This window comes from Candidatus Desulfosporosinus nitrosoreducens, assembly GCF_030954495.1.
Lineage (GTDB): Bacteria > Bacillota > Desulfitobacteriia > Desulfitobacteriales > Desulfitobacteriaceae > Desulfosporosinus > Desulfosporosinus nitrosoreducens.
Genome location: NZ_JAVHUW010000056.1, coordinates 31,751 through 46,388, shown reverse-complemented (window position 1 = coordinate 46,388; position 14,638 = coordinate 31,751). Strand labels below are relative to the sequence as shown.

Genomic DNA, 14,638 nt, shown 5'->3' with positions numbered 1-14,638 from the left:
GAAGAGTATTCAATGATCATGATTAACGTCACCGAATACCAAACATAGTATTGGCAAAAACAAAAATCATATGCAGGAATTAAGCAAGAGTTTTCCGCTTGTGTGTTATACTTAACATAAAACTTAGTTAATAATCTAATAATTGTGGCTGAAAAGCTTAATAAGCTCTGCTATAATGGACACGGAGGGTTTATGCGAATCATAGCTGGTGAGATGCGCGGACGGATTTTAAAAACTGTTGCAGGAATTCAGACACGTCCAACCTCGGATAAAGTAAAGGGTGCAATATTTAATGTCTTAGGAGATAGAGTTAAGGACGCTCGTATTTTGGATCTGTTTACCGGTACCGGTAATTTAGCACTTGAGGCTCTTTCCCGCGGAGCTCGTGAGGCCGTATTGGTTGAGAAGGGTCACAGTGCGTTTAAGGTCGTTCGAGAAAATATTCGGCGTCTAGGTTTAGAACATAAGGCTAAGGTCGTATTGATGGATGCTTTTAAGTTTTTAGACAATTATCATGACGAAGTCTTTAACCTTATTTTCTTAGATCCCCCTTATCATCAAGAATTAGTGTCCAAGTCCCTAACGATCCTGAGCGAACGCTTGTTCTTAGGACCTAACGGTGTTATTATCGCTGAAACGGCAAAAGACGATCAGCTCAATGCGGCGATGTTTTCTTTGGAAATTCGTAAAGTGAGTCTCTACGGAGATACAAAAGTATGGTATTTACAGAGCATGGATGTATGACGAGGGGGAGGATTAACGTGGAGAACGATGTTTTGAGTTTACTCAATGAGGTGGAGGAGATTATCGACCATGGACCGAAAATTCCGATGACCGGAAAGGTTCTTGTCGATGATGCTGTTGTTTTTGAAATACTTGATCGTATACGTGCCGCTTTGCCGGAAGAGTTGACAAATGCCAAATGGGTTTTGAAAGAGCGGCAGCGCATTTTGGATGAGGCGCAAGTGGAAGCCCAGAAGCTCATGGAACGTGGCAAGGCTTATGTTGACAAAATGGCTGTGGAAGATGAAATTGTCAAGCAGGCGCAGACTTACGGAGAAGATATTGTCCGGCAAGCTCAGTCCTTTGCTCATAATGTGAAGATGGGGGCAGTTCAATACGCCGATGAGATGCTGCAACATGTCGAACAGGGCTTGTACGAAACGCTTCAGTCTTTGCGCAAGAACCGGGAAGAATTAAAAAGTTTAGCTCAGGAAGACCGGGAACAACCGGTCAACTATGAAAGAGAGAAGGATGAGTAGTACGATACTCATCCCGGACCGTAAGCAAAAAGGAGGTTACGCAAAGCGTAACACTCCTTTTGTTTTAGAATGAATCGTTATAATGGCTTAAAATCCCCCAGATGTAATGAAAGTCAATTGCTCCATTGCTTAGTCTCAAATGGTGACTAAAACACCCCTATCCGTATAGTATGAATAATACCATTGGCTAGGGGTGCTCTGCTTTTGTCTGCAGTAAGAATAATCCGGGTCCGGAGAGAGTTCTTGCTTTTATGAGTATTGATCAGCTGAGGACTACTTATTGATTCTTTCAGCCAACTTAGTAATCGACTCAATGTCTTGTGCGCTTAATTGCTCAAGGAAGTGTTTGCGTATTGCCTTCGAGAGTACGGGACGGGAACTGTCCAATGCCGATTTTCCGGCGGAAGTGATGATGATTTGAACTCCGCGGCCCGTGTCCAGGGGTTTTCTCAGAATAAGCCCGCGTTGTTCCATCCGCGTCAGATGATGGGACAAGCGGCTCTTAGTCCACTCCATCGAATCGACTAATTCCTGCTGGCGAAGCTTGCCGTTCCCTAAATGGACTAAGCGATCCAATACTCCGAAATCACCGTCCGACAGTCCTGTGTGCTCGGACATGTCTTTCATGACGCGGCCGAAAATGCTCTTAAAGGAGCATTTCCAGAGATGCCATATTCGCATTTCCTCTACAGTTAGCTCGTTTGTATCCATAGGAGCATTATAGCATGGTTGACGTATCAACCGCAATGTGTTACAGTAGATATAAGTTGATGTGTCAACCTGATGTTGCGCTGCACAGGCCTCACATCAAAACAATAGAGCAGAGTATTAATATACGGAATAATCCAAGTTAGAAAATCTTTATTTGATTTGGAGGTAGGGTATGGCATATTTAGGTGAAAATATTCCTAAGCTCGGTTTTGGGTTTATGCGGCTGCCGATGATAGGGGAAGAAATTGACATTGAACAGACCAAGGAAATGGTCGATCTCTTTATGTCCAAAGGCTTTACTTATTTTGATTCCTCCTGGGCCTATAACGGCGGCAAGTCGGAAGAGGCGATGAAAGCTGCAATCGTTGACCGCTACCCTCGGGAAAGTTTTCAAATCGCAACCAAATGCCCCGTTTGGATTGTCAAAACTGAAGAAGAGGCCAGGAATATGATCTGGACCTCATTAGAGCGCACCGGTGCGGGATATATTGATTACTACCTGCTTCATAATTTGGGAAATAACCGCACCAAGTATTTTGATGACTTCGGAATGTGGGATTATGTCCGTGAACTTAAGGAAAAGGGCCTGGTGCGGCATATCGGTTTTTCCATGCATGACAATGCGGACGCGCTGGATAAACTTCTGACCGAGCACCCGGAGATGGAGTTTGTCCAGTTCCAGCTGAATTACGACGACTGGGAGAGTCCCACTATTCAGGCTCGAAAATGCTATGAAGTGGCGTTGAAGCATCATAAACCCATTGTGGTGATGGAACCGGTTAAGGGCGGTCTCTTGGCCAACCCGGCTGAAAGCATCCGCAAAATATTCGCAGACGCCAATCCCAATGTTTCGCTGGCGTCATGGGCTATACGCTATGCGGCCTCCCTGGACAACATTATTACGGTGCTGAGCGGAATGTCGACCCTGGATCAGGTACAGGACAACGTGGCTTTTATGGAAAACTTCAAACCGCTTGATCAAGATGAACTTGCTGTTATTGAAAAGGCCCGTCAAGCAATCAGTGAAATTCCCAGTATTCCCTGTACAGGATGCCAATATTGCATAGAAGGCTGCCCGCAGAATATACTTATTCCCAACGTTTTCGCGACCTATAACCGCAAGATGATTTATAATGATCTGGCCGGTGCAAAGAGCCGCTATGGACTGGAAACCAGAATGACCGGTAAAGCTTCGGACTGTCTTGCCTGCGGAAACTGTGAGCAGGTTTGTCCGCAGCATCTTGATATTATGGAAAGTTTAAAAACCATAGCTGAAGAACTGGAAAAATAAGAACGGCATGATTGTTGTGTCAGTTGATGAAAACTTAGAGGTTCGAGCTTTGATTTATTGCTTTGTCATTTCGGAACAATCCCTTATAGCAGCATTGAATCATTCATATCGTCCTTTCTTTCTGCTGAGAGACCCGGTGGTGAACGCCGGGTCTCTGCTTTTGTGCCTTGGGAAGAACCGTGTCGCCCAGACGACGTGGCTATTTGAATTGCTCAGGTATAATACAGCATAATAGATGACTAATGTAGCTAATATTGGTCTTATTTCAGCCGAGTAGGTATAGAAAGGATGAGATTCATGCTCTTTTTTAAAAAGGCAAAGGCCGCAAAGTATTCTTGTGACAAGCAAAGCTTCGACGCAATGAACATAGAAGAATACGAGGCCGGAAGGCAATCTTCAGACGAAGCCCCTGAATCACCTGAGGTCTGCTTCTCAACCGGCGGGGGAGAGTATGAGAATAGGTACGGGTGGCAACTGGCCCGACAAGTCTCGAGCGAAATAGAAGAACAATTATCAAGACAAGCGTTCTCCCGGCAAGAAGTAGCTAGGATAACCTCAGAAATAATTGCCGGAGTGCAAAACATTGTTCCCGGACTGGAAACGGTACATAAGCAGGCCTTGGAAATAAATCCTTTAATTGAAACCGGCTCCAACTCTGTAAAAAAAGTCACGGTTAGTATGCAAAACGTGCAAGATACCGTTGAGCAAACGGTAGAGACTATAGATGCCCTGCAACAAAGCTCCGGTGAAATCGTCAACATTGCCAAGAGCATCGACGCTATTGCCTCCCAGACCAATTTACTGGCTCTGAACGCGGCCATTGAGGCGGCACGCGCCGGCGACCAGGGCAGAGGGTTTAGTATTGTTGCCGATGAGGTGCGAAAGCTGGCGGAAGAATCGGCCAAGGCAACAACGTCAATCACTCAATTGACTTCCTTAATCCAAAAAAATATTGAGCGGGTCCGACAGGCTATTGAACTGGAGCATCAAGGAATTAACACGGCTAAAAGCTCAACCGAACAAACCAATTTAATTTTCGGCGAGATAAAGGACACGATCGCTGAACTTGCCAAGCAGATGAGCAGCTCTTACCGGGCGGTTAAAGTTGTTGAATCCGACAGCAACCGGATGGTTGAGGCCCGGCAAAAGGTCGATGGCGAAAAGTACGAAATTCAAAAATCCTTAAGTGAATTAAACGATTTGTTTGCCCAAAACCTTGCTTAAGCCTTGGGTTTTTTCCCATATTTTGAATTGGACAAATATTGCCTGACATTGTATCATGCAGAGTAAAGCAGTTTTAGAGACTGGTTTTGTAAATTCTTTTTCAAAATTTCAAGCATAGGGGGGATCCTTTTGGATTTTAATAGTGCTTTGGAAAATCCGGCAGTGACTCTCAGTACAGGAGAAAGCGCGAGCTTTAGGGAGCGCGCCCAAAGAGTGACTTTTAAAGCCGGCGAAACGGTTTTTGAAGAAGAAAACTCTGCTCGATTCGTCTACTTGATTGAAACAGGCCATATAAAAATTTTTCGAATTTCTCCTTTAGGAACGATTGTGACCGTCGGTATCCGCAAAAGCGGCGATGTTATCGGTATTGCCGAAGTGCTTCGGGAAATGGAACGATGCTGCTTTGCCAAAACGATCGAAGAGTCTGTTTTGTGGAAGATGGATGGAAATACCTTTAAGGACCTGCTTTACCGCCACCCCCAGCTTGCTTTAAAAATAGCCGCTGCTTTGAGCAACCGTCTCAGAGAAGCAGAGACGACGATACTTAATCTTATGACCTTTGAAGTAGACAGAAGGTTGGCCAGATTGATCCTTTTCCTGGCGGAAAAGGGCGTTACCCAAGGGGAAAAGGGGCTAAAGCTGAATGTCAAACTTACGCAAGACGAACTGGCCACTATGATCGGCACTTGTCGCCAAACGGTTACAACAACGCTGCATAAGTTCAGGGACCAAAAACTTATCTACTCCAGCAAGAAAAATATAGAGATTATTGATCTGGAAAGTTTAAAAACGTTTGCTGAGCTTTGAGAACCTCAAAAATAACTGCTTTGTCCCTGGACTAAGCAGTTATTTTTTGTTTAATCCGGCCGTCGTAAGAGTCTTAATGACCTTCCCGGGCAGCTCTTAAATTAATAAATTAGGATTACTAATACTTAGTATTAGTTTTCCTTATTTTTTATGGCCAATGTCGAATAAACGACTTACGTACTTGTGGGCACATGCTACAATCACGGTGAAGTTAAGCTCTGACCTGAAGCCCGGGCAGGCTGCGTTAGGCTCATAATCGTAATCACAGAAAGGATTGGTGTGTAAATCTATGGCAAATGTATCCTTGGAATATTGTGATGAAAAAACCTCGGGTTTTTCTTTGTTCAGAAACGCTCGGTCGGCAGGTGTCAATGGGCGAATTGCCATCGCGGGGTTTCTCTTGTCGTGGATTGCGTTCGCTTTAATACTTCTGCTCGTTCCTGTCAGTAAAGAGCTAACCGTCGCCGGACGCGCCACCTTGGCAGTCACCATATGGGCAATCATAACCTGGTTAACCGATTCTACTCCCAAGGCTATCTCCGGTTTGGCTATTCCGCTGCTGCTGATTGTCAGCGGAGCCTTCACCCAGATGCCGCAAGCGTTTTCCGGTTTTACAAATGACACCTCGTTTCTGGTGATAGGAACTTTTATCTTTGCCGCGGCGATGAGCTGCACAGGACTTGACCGCCGTATCGCCCTTGCTCTGGTGGGTAAAACATCGCAGGTGGGTTCAATTATCAAGGGTATTTTATTGGCCAACTTTATTTCAGCCTTGTTTATTCCGGCCACTGTAGCCCGTGCTTCGACGTATTTTCCTGTCGTTGAAGGTTTGAAAGATCTTTTTAAAGGACATGCGGAGGAGGCAAAAGTCAGAAAGGCACTTGCCATAGTAGCGGTCGGTTTTTCAGCCTCCCTGGGAGCGCCGATTTTTCTTACCTCCCATATGCCGAATGTCGTAGTTGCCACAACGCTGGCCAAAATGGGTGCCATTAATCTCACGTTCATCAAATGGTTTTTAATGATGTGGCCTATGGCTGGTCTGGGCGTTTTAATCTACCTCTGGCAAAAATTTTTTTATAAAGTTAATAAAATTGAAATCAAGGGCGGAGCAGAAGCTATAACTCAGGAAAAAGCTTCCTTGGGAAAAATCCAGCCCATCGAAATGATCATTTTAGGCTGCTTTGCTTTAGCTGTCTTACTCTGGATTACTCAGCCGCTGCACAACATTCCCACCGGCATGGTTACCTTATTGGCCCTGTTGGTCCTGTTTATTCCGGGTCTGCTGCCAATAGGCTGGAAAACACTGCAAGGAAAGACCATGTGGGGAACCTGGCTGATGCTGGCCGGCGCTACATCCTTAGCTACGGCTTTATCCTCAACAGGTGTGGCCAAACTCATTGCTTCAAGCGTGTTTAAAGTAATTCCCGATGTCAATGGAATTTTAGTGCTCTTTATGGTTATGGTTGTTATTCAAGTCTTTCGTCTGGGAATCGCCAGCAGTGTTGCGGCGGTGTCTTTGATAGCCCCTATTCTCGCCGCTTTAGCGCCGATGCTGCACCTCAATCCGGTTCCCTTCGTGTTGAGCGTCGCTATCCTTGACCCATTTACCTTTTTAATTCCGGTAGAATTAGCTTCCTGTGTTATTGCTTACGGTTCCGATGATTTTAGCTTTGGCGATTTCTTTAAAGTCGGCGCTCCTGCCACTTTGCTGGCAATTATTTATGTGCTTGCGGTTATGGTTCCCTGGTGGAGTTTAATGGGTTACCCCTTGGGACGGTAATTTTTTCAATGTCTAACAAACGACTTACAGTATCTTGGGCTCATGGTACATTCGTTCAAGAACACACTTTCACGGGAGTTCTTTCAGCTATGCTTATTTTGAAACTAATAAGGAGGCTTACCAATGACTCAATCTTTGCCAAAGACTTTAGATGATGTTCAGGAAGAACATTTAGAGACCGACATCTTGATTATCGGGGGAGGGAATGCGGGCTGTTTTGCAGCTATCGAGGCGAAAAAGTTAAATCCCCAAGCAAAAGTAACGATCATGGAAAAGGCTCATATCGACCGCAGCGGTTGTCTGGCCGGTGGGATGGATGCCATTAATACCTATCTTCCAAAAGATAAAACTCCGGAAGATTTAGTCCGCTGGAGCCGTGCGCAAGCCGGCGGTATTCTGCGGGAAGATCTGGCTCTGGAAATTTCCAAATGTCTGAATGAGCCCATCGAAGAATGGGAGCGCTGGGGACTTCCGATTAAAAAGAATGACGAAGGAGATGCCAAGTATCGCGGTCAATGGGATATCTCTATTCAAGGTTCGGAAATGAAACCCATTCTGGCGGAAAAAACCCGGGAAATGGGCGTTGAGGTAGTTAACAGAGTCGTAGCCACGAATCTTCTTTATGACGGAGAAAAGGTTGCCGGAGCCATGGGCTTCGGAGTCAGAGACGGCAAGTTCTACGCGATCAAAGCCAAAGCCACCATCGTAGCTACCGGCGGGGCCGGCGGACTTTATAAGCCTTACACAAACGACGGCAATGACTCCCACCATCAAATCTGGTACTGTCCTTTTGATACCGGCGCCGGCTATGCCATGGGGATTCGCGGCGGAGCGGAAATGACGACCTTTGAAATGCGCTGGTCGGCAGTACGCACCAAGGATTTCAATGGTCCTATTGACACGATTTCCGTTTGTTATAAAACGCCGATGATCAATGCCAAAGGCGAAAAGTTTTTAGCCGAGCGCTACAGTGAGTTCGGCGGGGATAAGGCGCCCCGTTATATCCGGGCCAGCGCTCCTATGGAGGAAATATTGGCCGGGCGCGGACCGATCTATGTCGATACCAGGGAAATGACTCCCGAGCAAATTAAAGAACTGAAGACGGATTACCTCAATGAGCGTCCCTCTTTTGTGCTGCATCTGGCTGCTAACGGACACGATATCGGCAAAGAGCCGATTGAAGTCTACGGCAGCGATCCTTATATTGTCGGCGGGCATACGGCCAGCGGTTACTGGCTGGACAACAACTTCCAGACTACGCTGCCCGGTTTGTTTGCCTGCGGAGATGTGGCCGGCGGCGTTCCCAATAAATTTGTTGGAGGATGCGGCGCCGAAGGATTGCTGTCCGCCCGCGGTGCACTCAACTACATTGCAAGTCTCGGTGAACTTAACTCTGACTTAACGGCTCAGATAGCCGCCGAAAAAGCCAGAGTTTTCAACCCGCTTTTTGCCGATGCCGAGGGTGTTCTTCCCCGCTGGATGGAAGAAAAAATGCAGCGCATTATGGACGAATATGCCGGAGGAGTGCATCAGTTTTACCGCATGAACGAAGAACGCCTGGACAATGCTTTGCGTCACATCAGAAAGATGAAAGACCAGGTTAAATTTCTCTATGCCAAAGACCTGCACGAACTGATGCTGGCTCATGAAGTTGTTGACCGTCTGGATGTGGCGGAGGTTCTTATTTATCACCTGAAATACCGCAAAGAAACCCGCTGGCCCGGCTGGCAAACCCGGATGGACTATCCGGAAAAGAATCCCGATCTGGATTGCTTCGTAAATTCCAAATTGAACTGCGCAACAGGGGAAGTAGAGCTCTTCACAAGACCTTACGAACAAATTGTTTCCGGCGACCGTTTCAAACCCACCCTGTAAAAGTCAGATGCCATTAGCAAATAAAACTACCGCTCAGGTAATGTGGAAGGAGAGTCCTAAAGTTGGCACCAAAAGTATTATTAAATAAATGCGACGGCTGTAAAGCCGAAAAAGAGCCTCTTTGTGAACAGATCTGTCCGGGCGATCTCATGACTTTAGGGGATAACGGCAAAGCGATCTGCCGCGATCCCAGAGATTGCTGGGATTGCATGTCCTGCACCAAAATTTGTCCGCAAAGTGCCATCGAAACGAGAATTCCTTATCAGCTCGGCTATCATGAAGCGAAACTGATTCCTATGATGGGTACCAACCGCGTCAATTGGACCTGCATTGATATTGACGGCAATGTCGAACGCTTTGTGGTTAAAAATCACAATGATGCCGATGACGACGATGACGAGGATGACGACGATTAATCAGCGCCCGATCAGCGCCTGATTAGTGTCAAAGTCAGCTCAGGATTGCTTGGGAACGCCTAAAGCGGCATAAAAAAATAAAAGGAAACGCTTAATTTATGTCAGCTGTGCTATCGCGGTACAGCTGACATTTGAACAAATGGGGTTTTATTAATTTATATATTTAATCGGGAGGAGAACTTATGCCAAACTCCGTTGACGTCGTACTTTGCCGCTGTCCGGAAAACCCGTACTCTCAATTGGAGCTGGAGCGCTTAAGCGAAAAGCTGGCCAAGAACAAAAAAATTTCCCGGATTCACATTGTGGAACAGCTCTGCTCTATTGCCGGAACGGAGAAATTTGCCGAATTAGTCCGAAGCAGCCGGCCCGGCGGCCTGGTCGTCGGCGCTTGTGCCGCGGAAACGCTGTATCAGCGTCTCTCTTCCTGTCTTAAGAAAGCAGACAGCGGGAAGACGGCTCTGGTTACAGTTCCTTTGCGCGAGCTGGTCCTATGGTCTTATTGTGGTCAGGATACCCTCCAGTCGGCCAGGGATTTAATAAAAATGGCGGTCAGCAAAGTTAGAAAAAGTGCGGATAAGGGAAATGCGGACGCTGGAGGCGCCGCAATTAACTATCTGAAATGCGATAAATGCAAGCGTTGTATGGAAGAATGTCCTGTCGGGGCTTACTCCTTGAATTCCGAGGGCTATCCGCAAGCTAATCAGGATTTGTGCCAGCGCTGCGGTATTTGTGTCGGCAGCTGCCCAATCCAGTGTATTTCCTTGCCTAATTTGCGGATTGAAGAACTCAGCGCCGAAATCCGTGCTCTCAAAGGGGACGGCAGCGCAGAGCCTACGCTGCTGGCCTTTTGCTGTGAACCCCTCACTTACCCGGCTTTGCTGAAAGAAATTGCCTGGGGCACTGCTTTGCCTGCGAATATGCGAATTATTAAAGTACCTTGCATGGGTGCGGTAAACGCGGCTTTAATCAATGACGCTTTATCCTCAGGCATTGACGGCGTGCTGCTCTTGGGCTGTGAGCAAGGCTCCTGTAAAATCCGGCAAGGCAATATCCTGGCCAAGCAGCGTTTGGACAATCTGAAAGAAACCTTGACCAGAATGATGATCGAAAAGGAGCGCGTCCAATATTTAGGCTGGCAGGAGAAGAAAAAAGCGGGGATATATGTCAATCCCGAGTTATGCACCGGCTGCCTGATTTGCCAAAAAGTGTGCCCCTTTAATGCCGTCGTTCCCGAGAGAAAGTCGGTTAGAGGTGAAGAGCGGCTGGTTTCCGGGCGGGATGAAGCGGCCTGCCGTTCTTGCGGAATCTGTGCGGCCAACTGTCCGTCGGGAGCCTGCCAGACGGTTCGTTTTAATGATTCACAGTTCCTGGCTGCCCTCGATTCCCTGTGTTCAAAGACGGCGGTAACGTTTTCCTCGGATACGGCGATCTTGTGCAGCTGCGCCGGTAAGCTTGAGCAATATATCGATTTTCAGGAATTAGAAAAGGCTCTGTACCGGCAGGGCTTCGGCCAGGTGCTGGTTTTGCCGCAGCTTTGCAGCGCACAGGCCTGGCAGGAAGTCAAAGCCGGGTTAAAGGCCAATCCTTCCCGGGGAGTTGTCGCCGCCTGCGCCAAGGACTTTTTTGGCTGGCGTATGCAGAAGTACCAGCGCGATGTTGGCTTGGAGCCTGAACAATGGTCTTGTACAGACTTATGGGAGAAGGCCATGGTTTCTCCTGCGGATCGCAACAGGGCTGCAGAGCTAGGGCTGCAGGATGTGCTGGCGGGTTTGTCCGCTTTGTCACCGGGTCAAAGCGGTGTCCGGGCGCCGGAAGATGGTGAAGAGAGCCTCTTCCAGCAGCAAATCAACGCTTATGCCGGAACAATAGGCAATTTAGGACCTAATCCCTTGAAAGAATAGACTTGGGCAGGGGAGTTGTATGACGATTGGAGTGGAACAGATGAATCCTCAAGCGCAGAATTTATCCGGCTGGTCGCCCTTAATCATCGGCATTGTTTGTGAAAACAGTCCATTGTCTGTAATGTCTCCGGCTGAAGCGGACGGAGCCGCTTATCCGGATTTTCGCTTTCTGCGGGTCCCTTGTGCCGGAAGAATAAATCCGCAATACGTTTTGAGAGCTTTTCAGCAAGGAGCCGATGCTGTTTTATTGACAGGCTGTCCGCCCGGTAAATGCCGTTACCCGGGCGGTGACCAAGAGGCCAAGCTTCGTTTAGAGCTGATGAGAGAATTTATAGGAAACCTGGGAATGGAGAAGGAACGCCTCCAGATCAAGTGGACGGACGCTGCAGATAGCCAGGACTTGAGAGAACTGGTGGGCCGGATTGCTGAGAAGCTCGAAAATCTGGGCCCCAACAAGCTTTTTAAGCAGCCCGGTTAAAAAGTTGCCGATGAACATCACAAACAAGTATTCCGGAGGGAGGCCGTTTTGTGACAGAGTTGTTAAGCGAGATCATTTCGGCGAATCAAAAGTTTGTTCAGAATAAGCAGTGGCAGGAATTCTTTCCGGTAGATGGCAAACCCCAACGCAAAGCGGCGGTGCTCACTTGCATGGATACAAGACTGGCCGGGTTCATTCTTCCTGCTTTAGGCTTAAAGCGGGGAGATGCCAAGGTTATTAAGACTGCCGGCAATTCCTTGCTGGACAATACTCAGGACCCGGTTATATTTTCCCTGGTGGCTGCTGTTTTTGAGATGGGAATTGAAGAAATATTGGTTGTTGGTCATGATGACTGCGGCATAGCGAAGCTTAAAACAGAAGAGCTCTGCGGCAAAATGCAGAGCCGGGGGATTGCGCCTGATGCCGTCAAAGGCATTGAAGATAAGCTGCGGGCCTGGCTTGGTCATTTTAAGACGATAGAAGACAATGTGAAATGGGTTTGCCGTCAGATTCAAACGTCTCCTCTTTTACCGAAGACAATTCAAGTACACGGTTTAGTTATGAATCCGCAAACGGGTCAGGTTCGGGTTGTTTAAACAGATTGAGCTCCAGCACGCCAAAAAGGCCGGCAGATGGCCTGACATTCACAAAAGGTAATTAAATACCCCTATCCGTATAGTATATTAATACCACTGGCTAGGGGGGTTTTTGCTTTTGGCAACAGTCCGGGATGAGTAGGATGATACTCATCCTTTTTCTGGTGTTGCCAGAAAGTTTAAACTTACGTTATATGCTTTCTGAGCATAAGGCGACGAGGCGTTTGTGCCGGCTTCTTCTCCGCCATGAGATTAGGTTTTAGCGAGGAAACGTTGCCCTAAAGCCAGGAAAATAAGAAGGGCAGAAAGTCCAAGGAACATAAGCAAGCTAAGGTGCCAGGTATTCCAAAACTGAAGAGACGGGCTTGCAGTTTGAAGGGGAAAAGATGTTGTCGGAACTTTAGCAAAGGTCAAAAAGAGTTGGCTTAACCCTAAAGCGAAAATTCCGTGGAGTATTCTCGCGAAAACAAAAGGAGCCAGCCGCAAATCCGTACCACTGATGAAACCGATGACCTGAGCAAATACAGATAGACCACTCCATCCCATCAAGAGAGTGAGCAAAGCGATCTGCTGGCTGAGAACCGGAACAGCTTGAATTGTCTGCTGACAGCCTATGGTCATTTCCAGAAGGCCGTTAAAAAAGGCTTGTTGAATCGTCAGTGGAACGATTCTTATTAGGGAATGGCTTAGGGTCGCTAGCAATAAAGTGACGTGCCACAAATTCAAAAGCCGCAGGATTACTGAAAAAAAGGCCATAAAGCCGCCCACCATAATGACGGTTGTAAAGCTTTGCTTGATGGAGTCCGTTAAGATTTGGCCGATTGTTCGTTTGTCTTGAAGCTGGGCGGCTTTCAGCTCTTGCCAGGCGCGCTTAAAGGAAGGCAGCTTGATCGGTTGGGCGGGGGATGCGGTGATGCGGTAAAAACGGAAGAGGAACCCGACTAGAAGATTGGCCAGATAAACCGAGCCGGCAAGAATGATTCCGAGGGTCGGTTTTCCCAACATACCGGAAGCAACGGCTCCAAACATAAATCCCGGGCTGGGGTTATTCGTAAACGTCAGGAGCCGTTCTCCTTCGATTCGGCTTATTTCACCGGATTTGCGCAGGCGTGCGGTAAGTACCGCTCCCATAGGAAATCCCGAGGTGTAGCCCATGGCGACGACAAAGGCCGCTTGACCCGGAAGACGAAAAACCGGTCGCATGAAGGATTCCAGAAAAACTCCAAGGAAATGGACAAATCCTGAAGCCATTAAAAGTTCTGAAAGAATAAAAAAGGGAAGTAAAGCAGGCAGGACAAAACGCCACCATAAACTTAGACTGGCACTGGCAGAACTTAACACTTCCTGGGGAAAGAGAAACATACCGAAGGCAAGGAGACTTAAGCCTAAGACACGGATGATAATGGACATGATACAAGCACCTTCCTCCATCCTCTTTCATAATTTATATGGAAGAATGCCAGGCTCTAGAAGTCTAAAATAGGGAGGAAATGTAATGAGTCCTAAGAGAGGGCTGGTGTTAGGGGCCGGCGGGGCGCGAGGATTTGCTCATTTGGGATTTCTGCAAGTCCTTGAGGAGCTTAAAATGAAGATTGATATGGTCGTCGGATGCAGCGCCGGTGCGATATTCGGCTCTTTGTGGTGCGCCGGGTTAGATCTTTACAGAATCGAACGGCTTTTAACCTATCCCGGCTTTTCGAAAAAGCTTCTGGATCCGACAGTCTCGAAAGAAGGATTGGTCAAGGGAGACAGGATACTTGAAGTTCTGCGCTTGCTAACCAGGGATATGGAATTTGTTGATTTAAAAATACCTTTAGCGGTCGTAGCCACAGACCTTGAGAATGGAGAACTGGTTGTTTTAAACGAGGGAAGTGTTGCCCAGGCGGTCCGGGCGAGTATTTCCATCCCAGGCTTTTTTAAACCTTATCATTACCAGGGCCGGCTTCTGGTTGACGGTGCCGTAAAAAGCCGCTTACCGGTACATATAGCCCGCAGCATGGGCGCGGAGAAAATTCTGGCAGTTGACGTAAGAAGAGGATTTGCTTCGAAACTGACCAGTGCTATGGATATCTTGCTTCAGTCGGTGGAGATTCTCGAAGATGAAGTATTTCGCCTCCATTGCGCAGATTCCGACTTATTAATTCAACCGGATATTGGACATATTGGAAGCTTTCAGTTTGATCGAGCAGAAGAAGCGATTCAGTTAGGCCGCAGTGAAGCTTTAGCGCAATCTTCTGAAATTAGAAGAATAATGGAGATAGGGGTTGAAATCTCCTAAAAAACTGTGTACACTCACT

The 14,638-nt window shown here is 47.3% G+C and carries 14 protein-coding genes; 12 read left to right on the top strand and 2 right to left on the bottom strand.

The features are described 5' to 3' along the window. Nucleotides 1-192 precede the first annotated feature (192 nt). Both rsmD and REC12_RS14000 read left to right on the top strand, forming a co-directional pair. Nucleotides 193-744: a 16S rRNA (guanine(966)-N(2))-methyltransferase RsmD gene (rsmD, locus tag REC12_RS14005; RefSeq protein ID WP_308895465.1), complete on the top strand. Its 552-nt coding sequence runs from the start codon at nucleotides 193-195 to the stop codon at nucleotides 742-744. Nucleotides 745-761: 17 nt separating this feature from the next. Then, on the top strand, nucleotides 762-1,262 hold the full coding sequence (locus REC12_RS14000; protein ID WP_308895463.1) for an ATPase: 501 nt from the start codon (nucleotides 762-764) through the stop codon (nucleotides 1,260-1,262). Nucleotides 1,263-1,535: 273 nt separating this feature from the next. On the opposite strand, the gene REC12_RS13995 is transcribed toward REC12_RS14000, so the two are convergent. Beyond that, nucleotides 1,536-1,943, bottom strand: a complete 408-nt coding sequence (locus tag REC12_RS13995) for a MarR family winged helix-turn-helix transcriptional regulator (protein WP_308895461.1) — start codon at nucleotides 1,941-1,943, stop codon at nucleotides 1,536-1,538. 202 nt (nucleotides 1,944-2,145) lie between these two features. Between REC12_RS13995 and REC12_RS13990 the strand changes: the two genes are divergently transcribed. From REC12_RS13990 to REC12_RS13950, 9 genes are all read left to right on the top strand, one after another. Next, on the top strand, nucleotides 2,146-3,264 hold the full coding sequence (locus REC12_RS13990) for an aldo/keto reductase (RefSeq protein ID WP_308895460.1): 1,119 nt from the start codon (nucleotides 2,146-2,148) through the stop codon (nucleotides 3,262-3,264). Between the two features lie 297 nt (nucleotides 3,265-3,561). Further along, nucleotides 3,562-4,488 carry a methyl-accepting chemotaxis protein gene (locus tag REC12_RS13985; protein WP_308895458.1) on the top strand — a complete coding sequence of 309 codons (927 nt, stop codon included), beginning with the start codon at nucleotides 3,562-3,564 and terminating at the stop codon, nucleotides 4,486-4,488. 129 nt (nucleotides 4,489-4,617) lie between these two features. After that, nucleotides 4,618-5,295 carry a Crp/Fnr family transcriptional regulator gene (locus REC12_RS13980; RefSeq protein ID WP_308895456.1) on the top strand — a complete coding sequence of 226 codons (678 nt, stop codon included), beginning with the start codon at nucleotides 4,618-4,620 and terminating at the stop codon, nucleotides 5,293-5,295. A 289-nt stretch (nucleotides 5,296-5,584) separates the two neighbouring features. Then, nucleotides 5,585-7,075: an SLC13 family permease gene (locus REC12_RS13975; RefSeq protein WP_308895454.1), complete on the top strand. Its 1,491-nt coding sequence runs from the start codon at nucleotides 5,585-5,587 to the stop codon at nucleotides 7,073-7,075. 123 nt (nucleotides 7,076-7,198) lie between these two features. Next, nucleotides 7,199-8,950, top strand: a complete 1,752-nt coding sequence (locus tag REC12_RS13970) for an adenylyl-sulfate reductase subunit alpha (RefSeq protein WP_308895452.1) — start codon at nucleotides 7,199-7,201, stop codon at nucleotides 8,948-8,950. 62 nt (nucleotides 8,951-9,012) lie between these two features. Beyond that, nucleotides 9,013-9,366 carry a 4Fe-4S dicluster domain-containing protein gene (locus tag REC12_RS13965; RefSeq protein WP_308895450.1) on the top strand — a complete coding sequence of 118 codons (354 nt, stop codon included), beginning with the start codon at nucleotides 9,013-9,015 and terminating at the stop codon, nucleotides 9,364-9,366. 182 nt (nucleotides 9,367-9,548) lie between these two features. After that, on the top strand, nucleotides 9,549-11,267 hold the full coding sequence (locus tag REC12_RS13960; protein WP_308895448.1) for a hydrogenase iron-sulfur subunit: 1,719 nt from the start codon (nucleotides 9,549-9,551) through the stop codon (nucleotides 11,265-11,267). A 19-nt stretch (nucleotides 11,268-11,286) separates the two neighbouring features. Then, nucleotides 11,287-11,745, top strand: a complete 459-nt coding sequence (locus REC12_RS13955; RefSeq protein WP_308895446.1) for a hydrogenase iron-sulfur subunit — start codon at nucleotides 11,287-11,289, stop codon at nucleotides 11,743-11,745. A gap of 50 nt (nucleotides 11,746-11,795) precedes the next feature. Further along, nucleotides 11,796-12,341, top strand: coding sequence for a beta-class carbonic anhydrase (locus REC12_RS13950; RefSeq protein WP_308895444.1), 546 nt, complete (start codon nucleotides 11,796-11,798; stop codon nucleotides 12,339-12,341). Between the two features lie 252 nt (nucleotides 12,342-12,593). Here REC12_RS13950 and REC12_RS13945 read toward each other — a convergent pair whose 3' ends face one another. Beyond that, on the bottom strand, nucleotides 12,594-13,751 hold the full coding sequence (locus REC12_RS13945) for a nucleoside recognition domain-containing protein (RefSeq protein ID WP_308895441.1): 1,158 nt from the start codon (nucleotides 13,749-13,751) through the stop codon (nucleotides 12,594-12,596). Between the two features lie 85 nt (nucleotides 13,752-13,836). Between REC12_RS13945 and REC12_RS13940 the strand changes: the two genes are divergently transcribed. Then, entirely contained in the window at nucleotides 13,837-14,619 is a 783-nt protein-coding gene (locus REC12_RS13940; protein ID WP_308895439.1) for a patatin-like phospholipase family protein, read from the top strand. The last annotated feature ends 19 nt before the right edge of the window (nucleotides 14,620-14,638 follow it).

Excerpts from the sequence above, each read along its gene's own strand:
- rsmD (WP_308895465.1), top strand. The coding sequence starts at position 193 with ATGCGAATCATAGCTGGTGAGATGCGCGGACGGATTTTAAAAACTGTT.
- REC12_RS13995 (WP_308895461.1), bottom strand. The coding sequence starts at position 1,943 with ATGCGAATATGGCATCTCTGGAAATGCTCCTTTAAGAGCATTTTCGGC.
- REC12_RS13990 (WP_308895460.1), top strand. The coding sequence starts at position 2,146 with ATGGCATATTTAGGTGAAAATATTCCTAAGCTCGGTTTTGGGTTTATG.
- REC12_RS13985 (WP_308895458.1), top strand. The coding sequence starts at position 3,562 with ATGCTCTTTTTTAAAAAGGCAAAGGCCGCAAAGTATTCTTGTGACAAG.
- REC12_RS13975 (WP_308895454.1), top strand. The coding sequence starts at position 5,585 with ATGGCAAATGTATCCTTGGAATATTGTGATGAAAAAACCTCGGGTTTT.
- REC12_RS13970 (WP_308895452.1), top strand. The coding sequence starts at position 7,199 with ATGACTCAATCTTTGCCAAAGACTTTAGATGATGTTCAGGAAGAACAT.
- REC12_RS13960 (WP_308895448.1), top strand. The coding sequence starts at position 9,549 with ATGCCAAACTCCGTTGACGTCGTACTTTGCCGCTGTCCGGAAAACCCG.
- REC12_RS13955 (WP_308895446.1), top strand. The coding sequence starts at position 11,287 with ATGACGATTGGAGTGGAACAGATGAATCCTCAAGCGCAGAATTTATCC.
- REC12_RS13945 (WP_308895441.1), bottom strand. The coding sequence starts at position 13,751 with ATGTCCATTATCATCCGTGTCTTAGGCTTAAGTCTCCTTGCCTTCGGT.
- REC12_RS13940 (WP_308895439.1), top strand. The coding sequence starts at position 13,837 with ATGAGTCCTAAGAGAGGGCTGGTGTTAGGGGCCGGCGGGGCGCGAGGA.